Here is a 12,817-nt window from a genome sequence, read left to right on the forward strand (position 1 = left end):
AGCGTGAGGCTAACAGACGCGGGGCGGCGGTCAACTTGCCGCCCCCGTTAAGCCCTTCCGCTACGGGCGTCGGCTATGCGGCAGCAGCGCGAGCAAGGCGAAGCTCGCGAGCCAGTGTTCGCCCATGTAGTCGCCCTCGACATGGGGCAGCGCCGCAGCGAGGTGCTGGTCGGCAAGCCGCTGCAAGGGATCGTCCGGCGCGGTGCGGCCAAGCGCGCGGGCAATGTCGCGCAAGCACCAGGCGCGACTGAGGTTGAGCCCGTCGAGATGGGCGATCTTGCCGTCGCTGCGGTCGGAGACGGTCACGGGGCGGCATTCGCGCGAAAGCCAGCCATTGGCCTCCACCAGCGCCTCGAACCACGGCGCAAAGGCGAGATGCGGACGGACTTCTGCCATCAGCAGCGCAGCGGTGAGGACGGGGGAGAGGAACTCGTCCCCGCCCGGCTCCCACCCCGCATAATCGCGGCGGTGGCCGAAGGCGCGCTCTGCCCATTCGTCGATCAGCATAACGAGGTCGAGGTCGCGCCCGAGGGCCCAGCGCCGCGCCAGCACCAGGGCGAAAGCGGTGTTGAAGTGCGTGCCGACGGTGATCGGATAGGTGAGGATGGCGAGATAATCGCGAAACCGCGCGGCGAAGGCGCGCGCCAAGGGCTCAAGCCGCGCGCCCCATGCGTGCCCCTCATGCCGCGCGGCTTCGTGGTGCAAGTACATCAGCCACGCCCAGCCATAGGGCCGCTCGAACCCCCGTGCTGCCGGACGGTCGAGGTAGGCCTGCTCCACCACCAGTTTCTCCTCGGTGAAGGTTGCATCTGCCAAATCCTCGATGGCAGTAGCCTCGGGCATCTCGGGAAAGAGGCGCCGCACCGTCAACAAGGTCCACCAGCCGTGGACGCAGGAATGCCAGTCGAAACTGCCGAAGAACACCGGATGCGCGTCTTGCGGCAGGCGCAGGTCACCCTCCCCGGTGAAGACGTGATCGTCCTTGTAGGGGAAGGGCCGCGCCACATGCCCCAGCGCCACGCGGGCGAACCGACGGGCGGTGTCCTCGGTCAGTTCCACAGCCAGAACGCCCCCACATAGATAATCACGATATTGCACACCAGCAGCGGCACCGCCGTGCCCACCTGCTGGCGGATCACCGCGTTCTGGTCCTTCAGCTCCAGGAGCGCGGCGGGCACGATGTTGAAGTTCGCCGCCATCGGGGTGAGCAGCGTGCCGCAAAACCCGGCCAGCATCCCTACCGCACCGACCACCGCCGGGTTACCGCCATATTGTCCGATCAGCAGCGGAATGCCGATCGCCGCGGCCATCACCGGAAAGGCGGCAAAGGCATTGCCCATGATCATGGTAAAGCCCGCCATGCCGATCGCAAAGACCGCCACGGTCAGGAACACGCTGCCCTCTGGAATGATGCTGCCCGCGATCCCGCCGATGATCTCGCCCACCCCGGCGAGCGCAAACACCGCGCCAAGAGCTGCCAGCATCTGCGGCAGGATCGCCGCCCAGCCGATGGAATCGATCAGCCGCCGCCCCTCCTGAGCCGGGGCCATCACCGGTGGGCGCAGCCACACCATCGCCCCGACCAATGCCGCGACAGTGCCGATGCCGAACAGGATCAGCGTCTCGCGCCGCGCCTCGAACAGCCCGGTCTCGCCCAATGGGGTGTAATTGTAGAGCAAGGTTCCCACCACCGCCGTCAGCGGCACCACCAGCGCGGGGACGAACAGCCGGTTGCCAAGCCGCACGGCATGGTCCTCGCGCTCCCGCGGCGAGGTGGTTGGCGGATCGCTGCGTTTGAGGCCGCCGAGCCCGGCTATGCCCACCAGCGCCAGCACCAGCACGCCGTTGGCAAGATCGGAGAGGTGGCTGCCGAGCAGGAAGCTCGCCGCCAGCAGCGCCCAGAATGCGGCATTCCCCAAGCGTCCGTCCTTTGCGGAGAGCGCCGCCCAAAGCGCAAAGGCCGCGCCTGCCAGCACATAGAGCCATTCATAGGTAATCACCGGGGTGCCCTCCCCAGCCGCCGATCAAAGGCAAGGATGCGGCCCGCGTGGATCACGAAGGCACAGATTGCAGTGGGGATCGCCCAGACCGACAGTTGCAAGGGCGTCAGCGGATAGCCCGCAGCCTCAAACACCCCTTGGATCAGCAGGATCGAAGCGATGGCGAAGAAGATGTCCTCACCGAAGAACAGCCCGACATTGTCGGTCGCGGCGGCCATCGCTTTTACCTCGTCGCGGGCCTCTTCGGTGAGATCGCCGTGGGTCTTGACCGCCGCCGCCTCGGCCATCGGGGCGACCAGCGGGCGGACCGCCTGCGGGTGCCCGCCAATGTCCTTCATGCCCAGTGCCGAGGCGAGCTGGCGGAAGGCGAGGTAGGCGACGAGCAGCTTGCCCATCGTTGCGCCGCGCATCCCCTCGATCACTGTGCGGGCGCGCTGCTGAAGGCCGTAGCGCTCCAAGAGGCCGATCACCGGCAGGATGATCCACGTCACCGAAATATAGCGGTTGTCATTGAACGCCTTGCCCAGCGCCTCGATCACCGCAACAGGATCAAGTCCTGCCAATACGCCGGTTGCGAGCGCAGCGCTGACCACCACCAGCAGCGGGTTGAACCGCAGGGCAAAGCCCAGAACGACGATGGCGATGCCCGCCAGTGGCCAGTAGTTCATCCCTCTGCCCCTCCAAAACCCCCGCCACCAGGCGTCAGGATCACGAAACTGTCGCCGGGCTGCATGTCCGCCAAGCCAGTGGCGCCGAGGCTTTCAATGCTGCCGTCGGCGCGCTCGACCCAGTTCTGTCCGGCAAGCGCGTCCCCGCCGCCCGCCAGCCCGCGCGGCGCGACCTTGCGGCGGTTGGCGAGCATGTTGGCGCGCATCGGCTCGAGGAAGGTCACGCGCCGCACCACGCCGTCCCCGCCGCGCTGCCGCCCCGCCCCGCCCGAGCCGCGCCGGATTGCGAATTCCTCCAGACGCACCGGCAGGCGCGTTTCAAGGATCTCGGGATCGGTCAGGCGCGAATTGGTCATGTGGGTCTGCACCGCACTGGTCCCCGGATGATCCGGCCCCGCGCCCGATCCGCCGCAGATCGTCTCGTAATACTGGTGGGCTTCGTTGCCGAAGGTGAAGTTGTTCATCGTCCCTTGGCTCGGCGCAAGGCGGCCCGTCGCGGCGAACAACGCGTCGGTGACGACCTGCGAGGTCTCGACATTGCCCGCCACCACCGCCGCGCCGGGCCTTGGGTTCAGCATCGACCCTTCGGGCACGATCAGCGTCACCGGGCGCAGGCACCCGTCGTTCATCGGAATTGCATCGTCGATCAGCGTGCGCAGCACATAGAGCGCGGCGGCGCGGGTGATGGAGCGGGGGGCGTTGAAGTTATCGGGCAGTTGACCGCTCGTCCCGGTGAAGTCGAACACGGCCGAGCGCCTCTCGCGGTCGACGCGGATCGCCACCTCAACCACCGCGCCGTTGTCCATCGGATAGGCGAACGCCCCGTCCGCCAGCCCGCCGAGCAAGCGGCGCACGCTTTCCTCGGCATTGGCGAGGACGTGGTTCATGTAGGCGGCAAGCACTTCGGGACCATGCTCGCGCGCCGTGGCCGCCAGCAATTCCGCGCCGCGCGTGCAGGCGGCCAACTGCGCGCGCAGGTCGGAAAGGTTCCGGTCGGGGTTGCGCGCCGGATAGGGGCCCGCCGCCAGCGCCGCGCGGATTTCGGCCTCCCGAAAGCGGCTCGCGTCCACCAACAGCACATTGTCGAGCAGCACGCCCTCTTCGGCGATGGTGCGGCTTTCGGGCGGCATGGAGCCGGGCGCGATCCCGCCGATGTCAGCATGGTGGCCCCTTGCCGCGACGAAGGCGTCGGGCTCTTTGCCGTCCTCGCCGTAGAACACCGGCGCGATCACCGTGATGTCAGGCAGGTGCGTCCCGCCGCGATAGGGATCGTTGAGCACATAGGCATCCCCGCGCCGGAACCCGCGACCATCGCGCACTCCGCCTCGGGCCTCAATCACCCGCGCGATGGAATCGCCCATGCTCCCCAGATGCACCGGGATATGCGGCGCATTGGCGATCAGCGCCCCCTCCCGGTCGAACAGCGCGCAGGAGAAATCGAGCCGTTCCTTGATATTCACCGAGGTTGCGGTCGATTGCAGCACCACGCCCATCTCCTCGGCGATGGCCATGAAGAGGTTGTTGAAGATTTCGAGCCGGACGGGATCGGCCGCCGTCCCGGCGGCTCGGGTGCGGGTGAGCGGGACGGCGCGGGTCAGGATCAGGCTGCCTTCGTGGTCCAAACGCGCCTGCCAGCCTTCCTCCACCACGGTGGTCGAGCCGGGGTCGATGATCAGCAGCGGGCCGTGGGCGATCTCGCCGGTGGCCAAGGCGGTGCGGGCCATGACCGGCCAATCCCCGGGCAGCAACGGCGCCGTGGCGGCACCTATTTCGGGGATGCCGGAAGCGGCGGCCAACCCGCCCGCCTGCCCCAGCGCCTCGACGCTCAGCGCCTCGACGATGATCGCGCCCTCCGCGTCGGAATAGCCGAAGCGCTGGCGATGCAGCTGGCGGAAGGCTGCATCCATCTGCGCCGGGGCCTCGCAAGGGATCGCAAGCAGGCTGTCGCTCCCGGCAAAGCGCAGGCGCGCGCGGGGCTCCGTCACAATCGCGTCCTCGGCAATGCCCTGATCTCGCAGCGACTGTCGTGCGTCTGCTTCGAGCGCGGCCAGCTCCCGCGCAAAGCTCTCCTCCAGCGGCCGCATCAGGCTGACTTCGCGGATCGCCTTTACCGGGGCAAGGCCGATGCCATAGGCCGAGAGCATTCCGGCGAGCGGGTGGATGAGCACCGTCTCCATCCCCAGCGCGTCAGCCACCCGGCAGGCATGCTGCCCGCCCGCCCCGCCGAAGCAGGCAAGCGCATAGGTCGTCACATCATGCCCGCGCGCGACCGAGATCTTGCGGATCGCGCCGGCCATGTTGTGCACCGCGATGGCGAGGAAACCCTCGGCAATAGCCTCCAGCGCGGTGGGTTCGGGAAGCGCGGCGGCGACCTCTTCCAGCCGGTTGCGGGCGGCCTCGGGGTCAAGCGGTTCATCGCCGCTGGGGCCGAACACGGCGGGGAAGAACGCCGGGTCGATCCTCCCGAGGAACAGGTTGCAATCGGTCACCGTCAGCGGCCCGCCCTTGCGATAGCAGGCCGGACCGGGGTCAGCCCCCGCGCTCTCGGGGCCGACGCGGAAGCGCGACCCATCGAAGCGGCAGATCGAGCCACCACCTGCCGCCACGGTGTGGATCTGCATCATCGGCGCGGCCACCCTGACGCCCGCCACCACGCTGTCGCCCGTCAGTTCCACCTCGCCCGCATAATGCGCGACATCGGTGCTGGTGCCGCCCATGTCGAACCCGATCAGCCGCGTGTGGCCGAGCGGTTCGCAGGCCGCGACCATTCCCACCACGCCGCCCGCCGGGCCGGAGAGGATCGCGTCCTTCCCCCGGAACGCGCCGACCTCGGCGAGGCCTCCGTTCGATTGCATGAACCGGAGCGCCCCGGCCGCAGGCAGGCTCGCCGCCAGCGCATCGGTGTAGCGGCGCAGCACGGGGGAGAGGTAGGCGTCGACCACCGTCGTATCCCCGCGCGGGATCAGCCGGATCAGCGGGGCGACCTCGTGGCTGACGCTGACCTGCGCAAAGCCGAGCGCGCGCGCCATCTCCGCCAGCCGCGCCTCGTTGGCGCGGTGCTGCCACCCGTGCATCAGCACGATGGCGAGCGCATCGAAGCCCGCCGCGCGAAGCTGCGTAAAGGCGGCGCGGGCCGCGTCCTCGTCGAGCGGGCGCAGCACGGTGCCATCCACCGCCACGCGCTCGTCGATCTCGATGACAGTCGCAGGCAGTTGCTCGGGCAGCACGATATGCCGCGCGAAGATGTGAGGCCGGGCCTGGTTGCCGATCCGCAGCGCATCGGCAAAGCCGCGCGTGATCGCCAGCGCCAGCCGCTCCCCCTTGCGTTCGAGCAGCGCGTTGGTGGCGACCGTGGTGCCGATGCGGAGCTCGGCAATCGGGCCCTCCCCATGACGCGCCATCAACCGTCGCACCGCCTCGCTGGCGGCGTCGGCATAGTGGCCGGGGTTCTCCGACAGCAGCTTCTCGGTCACCAGCCGCCCGTCCGGCGTCGTGGCCACGACATCGGTAAACGTGCCGCCACGATCGACAGCAAAGCGCCATGCGGGGGTTTGTGCCAGCTTCATGCATCGCTGTGTTGTCCAGCGCTCACGACAAAGCAACTGCGGCGACGGATTCTGAGGTCTCGCTCGATCAGGTGATCGACGCGATGCGCCAGGCCGGGAGCGACAAGTCGTCCTAGTCCACGGAGACCCGTGTTGGCGGGCTGACCGTGAATGGGACGGATTGCCGACGACTGCGGCCTGTCGCAAAGCGCGGAAGGCCCGACCCCGACCTCTGACGGGGTCTGCCCGTCCGGCTGGGTCGCGCGCCGTTACCTGGCGGTCACAGCGGGCTAGGCCGCGGCTTGATCCAGCCTCGCACGGGCTTCTTCCTCGCCGATCAGCGGCAGAAGCTCGCCCATGTCTGGGCCGTGATCCATGCCGGTGAGCGCTTGGCGCAGCGGCAGGAACAATCCCTTGCCTTTGCGACCGGTGGCCTCCTTGAGCGCCGTGGTCAGCGCGCCCCACGGATTATCGCCCCACGCCAGCAGCCGTCCGGCCTCGGCCAGAAAGGCCTTGTCCTCAGCGCTGAATGCGGGCTGCACAATCGGCCCGGTGACCAGCCGCCACCAGTCCGCCGCCTCGCCGATATGGGCAAGGTTCGGGCGGATCGCGTGCCACCCGGCCGCGTCCATCCCGTCCGGGAGGCGATCGGCGACCGCGTCAAATGGTAGCTGGTGGACGATCCCGGCGTTGATCCGCTCCAGATCCTCCTCGTCAAACTTTGCTGGCGCGCGGCCGAAGGTGGTGAGATCAAAGCTCGCAACCAGTGCGGCGCGGTCAGCAATCGGCTCGACAGGCTGTGACGTGCCCAGCCGTGCCAGCAGCGCGATGATCGCCTCAGGCTCGATTCCGCGTTCCCGGAATGCATCGCAACCAAGCGAGCCGAGGCGCTTCGAAAGCTTGCCCTCACGCCCCACCAGCAGCGCTTCATGCGCAAAGGCGGGGAGCGTTTTTGCTGCACTTTCTCCTGCAGCAAAGCCCGCAGCAAAAAGTGCGGTAAAGATCTGAATTTGCACAGCAGTATTGGACACATGATCCTCACCGCGCAGCACTTGTGTGACGCCCATGTCGATGTCATCGACCGCGCTCGGCATCATGTAGAGCCATGAACCATCGGCGCGGCGGATCACCGGATCGGAGAGCTGCGCCGCATCGAACTTCTGCGGACCACGAATGCCGTCATCCCACTGGATCGGCTCGGCATGGTCGAGCATGAAGCGCCAATGCGCAGGGGTGCCTTCGGCCTCCTTGGCGGCACGCTCGGCATCGGTCAGCTTGAGCGCCGCCCGGTCGTAGATCGGCGGGAGGCCGCGACCCAGAGCGATCTTGCGCTTGACCTCAAGCTCCTGCGCACTTTCGTAGCAGGGGTAGATCCGCCCCGCCGCCCGTAGGGCCGCAAAGGCCGCTTCGTAACGGTCGAGCCGCGCGGACTGCCGCTCCTCGGCGTCCCAGCTGAGGCCCAGCCAGGTCAGATCGGCGCGGATCGCATCCACATAGTCCTCGCGGCTGCGCTCGGCATCAGTGTCGTCGATCCGCAGGATGAAGCGCCCGCCGGCTTGCCGCGCCAGCATCCAGTTATGCAGCGCAGTGCGGATATTGCCGACATGGAGGCGGCCGGTGGGCGAAGGGGCGAAGCGGGTCGTGATCATGCGGCGTGCGGTAGAACGCGCGCGCCGCGCCCGCAAGCGCTCACACAGCGCGCAGTTCCGCCGCAGCAAGCGCCAGTGCGCCTTCCCACAGGCGGTGTGTGCGGTCGGTGCGGATCAGGCCGGAGAGCGCCGCTTCGAACGTCGCCCGCTCGCCCTGTGCGGCCGCATCGACAAAGGCGCCGATGGTCGCCTCGTCATGGCTGAGCAACCCGCAGCAGAAGCGCGAGACATGGATGTTCTCGGGCCAGCTGGCGGAAATCGTCTGGGCAAGGATCAGCGCCCGCGCCGCCACCTCCACACTGCCGAGCCGCGCCGCCAACTCCGGCACCGGATCGCGCCCCATCCGCTCATGCAGCGCGATTAGGCGCAGAGCATGGATGAAGCGCCCGGCAATTGGTCCCAGCGTCTGGAGGCGAGGGGGTGCGGCGAGAGACGCGATGATATTCTGGATCGTGGCGGAGGGGGGGTGGTGCCGGGACATGAGACCTCGCGTGTGCGTGCCGTGGAGACAGACTCAGGCTTAGGTTACATGCGAGTGATTTGCAATAGCGTCTTAGGCGATCATCCCGAAGCTGTGCCAAAGAAAAGCCCCGCCTGAGCCGAAGCTCAGGCGGGGCGATTTTCTACCGCGCGGGCTGGCGAGGATTACTCCTCGCCAGCGTCATCCGCGTCGGGGGCGGAAGCCGCAGCAGCCGCCATGGCTGCCATCGCTGCCTTCATCTTCTCTTCCGAGCCGACCGCGTCCGGGGCCGGTTCAGCTTCGCGCTGACCGGTCGCCGCAAGGGCTTCCTGCTGCTTCTTCCACGCCGCCTTCAGCGCCGCGTCGCGGCTGTTGGCGGTGACGCGCAGACGGTTCATGCCCGCGCCGGTACCGGCGGGGATGAGACGGCCGACGATCACGTTTTCCTTCAGACCGATCAGGGTGTCCTTCTTCCCTTCGACCGCCGCCTGCGTCAGCACGCGCGTGGTTTCCTGGAACGAGGCCGCCGAGATGAAACTGCGGGTTTGCAGCGACGCCTTGGTGATGCCGAGCAGCACCGGGTTGCCCGATGCGCCCTGCTTGCCCTTGGCGAGCTTGGCGTTGATTTCGAGCATCTCGGCCAGATCGACCTGCTCGCCCGGCAGCAGGGTGGTGTCCCCGCCATCGGTGATCTCGACCTTCTGCAGCATCTGGCGAACGATCACCTCGATGTGCTTGTCGTTGATCTTCACGCCCTGCAAGCGGTAGACTTCCTGGATCTCGTCAACGAGATATTCGGCCAGCGCCTCCACGCCCATGACTTCGAGGATGTCGTGCGGGTTGGGCGAGCCGGAAACAAGGGTGTCACCCTTCTTCACGTAATCGCCTTCCTGCACGTCGATCACCTTGGTCTTGGCGATCAGGTATTCTACCGGTTCGCCCTCCTCGGGAATGATCGCGATCTTGCGCTTGGCCTTGTATTCGCGGACGAATTCGATCCGGCCGGAGATCTTGGCGATGACCGAGACGTCCTTGGGCATCCGCGCCTCGAACAGTTCGGCCACACGCGGCAGACCGCCGGTGATGTCGCGGGTCTTGGCGGCTTCGCGGCTGGCACGGGCGAGAATGTCACCCGCCTGCACCGTGTCGCCATCCGATACCGACAGGGTCGTGCCCGGAGCGAGCATGTAACGCGCCGCTTCGATTTCCCCGCTGCCTTCGGCCAGAAGGGTCATGCGCGGACGCAGGTCTTCCTTCTTCTTGCGGCCCGTCGCACGGTTTTCCGTGACGACGCGCTGGGCAATGCCGGTCGCATCATCGACCTGCTCTTCGAGCGTGATGCCCTCGATCAGGTCCTGATACTTCACCACACCCGATTGCTCGGTGATGATCGGCAGCGTGAACGGATCCCACTCGGCAATACGGTCGCCGATCTTCACGTGATCGCCATCCTTGAACTTGATGACGGTCCCGTAAGGCACCTTGTGCATTTCACGCTCTCGCCCTTCGGCGTCGATCACGGCAATTTCGCCATTGCGTGCAAGGCTGAGGATGCGGCCCTGCTTGTCCGAGATGGTCGGCATGTCGCGCAGTTCGATGCGGCCTTCCGAAATCGCCTCGAGGTGCGAGGTTTCGTTGAGCTGCGCCGCGCCGCCGATGTGGAAGGTCCGCATCGTCAGCTGGGTGCCGGGCTCGCCGATCGACTGCGCCGCAATGACGCCCACCGCTTCGCCGATGTTCACCGGGGTCCCGCGGGCCAGATCGCGGCCGTAGCAGGTCGCGCAGACGCCCTGTTCGGCTTCGCAGATCAGCGGCGAGCGGATCTTGGCCGACTGGACTTCCGCCGCCTCGATCGCCTTGACCATCGCTTCGTCGAGCAGGGTGCCTGCGGTCACGATGACTTCGCCGGTCGCCGCGTTAACGATGTCTTCCGCGACCGTGCGGCCGAGAATACGCTCGCCGAGCGAGGCGATGACCGAGCCGCCCTGCACGATCGCGCGCATTTCCAGCGCGTTCTGCGTGCCGCAATCTTCCTCGACGATGACGCAATCCTGCGACACGTCGACCAGACGGCGGGTCAGGTAACCCGAGTTGGCGGTCTTCAGCGCGGTGTCCGCGAGGCCCTTGCGGGCGCCGTGGGTCGAGTTGAAGTATTCAAGAACGGTCAGACCTTCCTTGAAGTTCGAGATGATCGGGGTCTCGATGATTTCGCCCGACGGCTTGGCCATCAGACCGCGCATCCCGCCAAGCTGCTTCATCTGCGCCGGGCTACCACGGGCGCCCGAGTGGCTCATCATGTAGATCGAGTTGATCTGGGCTTCCTTGCCCGTCTCGGGATCGATCGGGGTCGCCTTGATGCGCTCCATCATGGCGTCGGCCACAAGGTCACCGCACTTCGACCAGGCATCGACCACGCGGTTGTACTTTTCCTGCTGCGTGATCAGACCGTCCTGATACTGCTGCTCGTACTCGGCCACCAGCGCCTTGGTGCTTTCGACCAGTTCGATCTTGGCATCGGGGATGATCATGTCATCCTTGCCGAAGCTGATCCCCGCCTTGAACGCATGACGGAAACCGAGGCTCATGATCGCGTCGGCGAACAGCACCGTGTCTTTCTGACCGGTGTGACGATAGACCTGGTCGATCACGTCGCCGATTTCACGCTTGGTGAGCAGGCGGTTGATGATGTCGAACGGAACCTTGTGGTTCTTGGGCAGACATTCGCCAATCAGCATCCGGCCCGGGGTCGTCTCGAACCGCTTCATCACCACGTTGCCGTTTTCATCGGCCTGCGGAACGCGGGCGAGAATGCGGGTGTGGAGCGTGACAGCCTTGGCTTCCAGCGCCTGGTGCACTTCGGCCATGTCGGAGAAGCGCGGGAGACGCTCGACCTTGGTGCCATCGGCGTTTTCGAGGTATTCCGGGTGCTTCTCCTGCCGCTCCATCGAGAGGTAGTAGATCCCCAGCACCATGTCCTGCGAGGGCACGATGATCGGCTTGCCGTTGGCGGGCGAGAGGATGTTGTTGGTCGACATCATCAGCACGCGCGCTTCGAGCTGGGCTTCCAGCGACAGCGGCACGTGGACCGCCATCTGGTCACCGTCGAAGTCGGCGTTGAAGGCCGAGCAGACCAGCGGGTGCAGCTGGATCGCCTTGCCTTCGATCAGCACGGGCTCGAACGCCTGAATGCCCAAGCGGTGCAGCGTCGGCGCGCGGTTCAGCAGCACCGGGTGCTCGCGGATCACCTCGTCAAGGATGTCCCAGACTTCCTTGCGCTCCTTCTCGACCCACTTCTTGGCCTGCTTGAGGGTCATGGAGAGACCCTTGGCATCCAGACGGGCGTAGATGAACGGCTTGAACAGTTCGAGCGCCATCTTCTTCGGCAACCCGCACTGGTGCAGCTTGAGTTCCGGCCCGGTCACGATCACCGAACGGCCCGAATAGTCGACGCGCTTGCCGAGCAGGTTCTGACGGAAGCGACCCTGCTTGCCCTTGAGCATGTCGGACAGCGACTTGAGCGGACGCTTGTTGGCGCCCGTGATGACGCGGCCACGGCGGCCGTTGTCGAACAGCGCGTCCACGGCTTCCTGCAACATGCGCTTTTCGTTGCGCACGATGATGTCCGGCGCGCGCAGTTCGATCAGGCGCTTCAGGCGGTTGTTGCGGTTGATCACGCGGCGATAGAGATCGTTGAGATCGGACGTCGCGAAGCGACCGCCATCGAGCGGCACCAGCGGGCGCAGCTCGGGCGGAATCACGGGGATCACTTCAAGGATCATCCATTCCGGGCGGTTGCCCGAATCGATGAAGCTTTCGACAACCTTCAGACGCTTGATGATCTTCTTGGGCTTAAGCGCCGACTTGGTGGTCGCCAGCTCCTCCATCAGGGCATCACGCTCGGCCTCAAGGTCGAGCTGCATCAGCATGGTGCGCACGGCTTCCGCGCCGATATCGGCGGTGAAGGCGTCCTCGCCATATTCGTCCTGCGCTTCGAGCAGTTCGTCTTCGGTCATCAGCTGGAACTTCTCCAGCGGGGTCAGACCGGGTTCGGTGACGATGTAGCTTTCGAAATAGAGCACGCGCTCAAGCTGCTTCAGCTGCATGTCGAGCAGCAGGCCGATGCGCGAGGGCAGCGACTTCAGGAACCAGATGTGCGCGACGGGCGCGGCCAGTTCGATGTGGCCCATCCGCTCACGGCGGACCTTGGTCACGGTCACTTCAACGCCGCACTTTTCGCAGACGACGCCCTTGTACTTCATGCGCTTGTACTTGCCGCACAGGCACTCGTAGTCCTTCACGGGACCGAAGATGCGCGCGCAGAACAACCCGTCACGCTCGGGCTTGAACGTGCGGTAGTTGATGGTTTCCGGCTTCTTGATCTCGCCATAGGACCACGAGCGGATACGCTCGGGCGAGGCGATGCCGATCTGGATCTGGTCAAAGGTTTCGGGCTTCGCCAGCTGGTTGCTGAATTTGCTCAGTTCATTCATGACTG

7 protein-coding genes are annotated in these 12,817 nt (G+C 66.2%); all 7 read right to left on the reverse strand.

From position 1 onward, the window contains the following. Positions 1-60: 60 nt before the first annotated feature. The 7 genes from ACLBKT_RS15430 to rpoC all read right to left on the reverse strand — a co-directional run bounded on the left by ACLBKT_RS15430 (position 61) and on the right by rpoC (position 12,812). The gene (locus ACLBKT_RS15430; protein ID WP_410183872.1) at positions 61-1,059 is read right to left on the reverse strand and encodes a DUF2891 domain-containing protein; all 999 of its coding nucleotides are present in this window, start codon (positions 1,057-1,059) and stop codon (positions 61-63) included. Continuing rightward, positions 1,050-2,000: a DUF979 domain-containing protein gene (locus tag ACLBKT_RS15435; RefSeq protein WP_410183873.1), complete on the reverse strand. Its 951-nt coding sequence runs from the start codon at positions 1,998-2,000 to the stop codon at positions 1,050-1,052. The genes ACLBKT_RS15430 and ACLBKT_RS15435 overlap by 10 nt, the downstream gene beginning before the upstream one ends. Beyond that, positions 1,997-2,668: a DUF969 domain-containing protein gene (locus tag ACLBKT_RS15440; protein WP_410183874.1), complete on the reverse strand. Its 672-nt coding sequence runs from the start codon at positions 2,666-2,668 to the stop codon at positions 1,997-1,999. Before ACLBKT_RS15440 ends, ACLBKT_RS15435 begins: the two co-directional genes overlap by 4 nt. Then, the gene (locus tag ACLBKT_RS15445; protein ID WP_410183875.1) at positions 2,665-6,234 is read right to left on the reverse strand and encodes a hydantoinase B/oxoprolinase family protein; all 3,570 of its coding nucleotides are present in this window, start codon (positions 6,232-6,234) and stop codon (positions 2,665-2,667) included. The genes ACLBKT_RS15440 and ACLBKT_RS15445 overlap by 4 nt, the downstream gene beginning before the upstream one ends. Before the next feature lie 269 nt (positions 6,235-6,503). Further along, the gene (gene gltX / locus ACLBKT_RS15450; RefSeq protein ID WP_410183876.1) at positions 6,504-7,862 is read right to left on the reverse strand and encodes a glutamate--tRNA ligase; all 1,359 of its coding nucleotides are present in this window, start codon (positions 7,860-7,862) and stop codon (positions 6,504-6,506) included. A 40-nt stretch (positions 7,863-7,902) separates the two neighbouring features. Next, positions 7,903-8,343, reverse strand: a complete 441-nt coding sequence (locus ACLBKT_RS15455) for a DNA-directed RNA polymerase subunit beta' (protein WP_410183877.1) — start codon at positions 8,341-8,343, stop codon at positions 7,903-7,905. A gap of 164 nt (positions 8,344-8,507) precedes the next feature. Further along, positions 8,508-12,812, reverse strand: a complete 4,305-nt coding sequence (rpoC, locus tag ACLBKT_RS15460) for a DNA-directed RNA polymerase subunit beta' (RefSeq protein WP_410183878.1) — start codon at positions 12,810-12,812, stop codon at positions 8,508-8,510. Between the last annotated feature and the right edge of the window lie 5 nt (positions 12,813-12,817).

The sequence above is a fragment of the Erythrobacter sp. W302b genome (assembly GCF_046452395.1).
In the GTDB taxonomy this organism is placed as follows: Bacteria; Pseudomonadota; Alphaproteobacteria; order Sphingomonadales; family Sphingomonadaceae; genus Erythrobacter.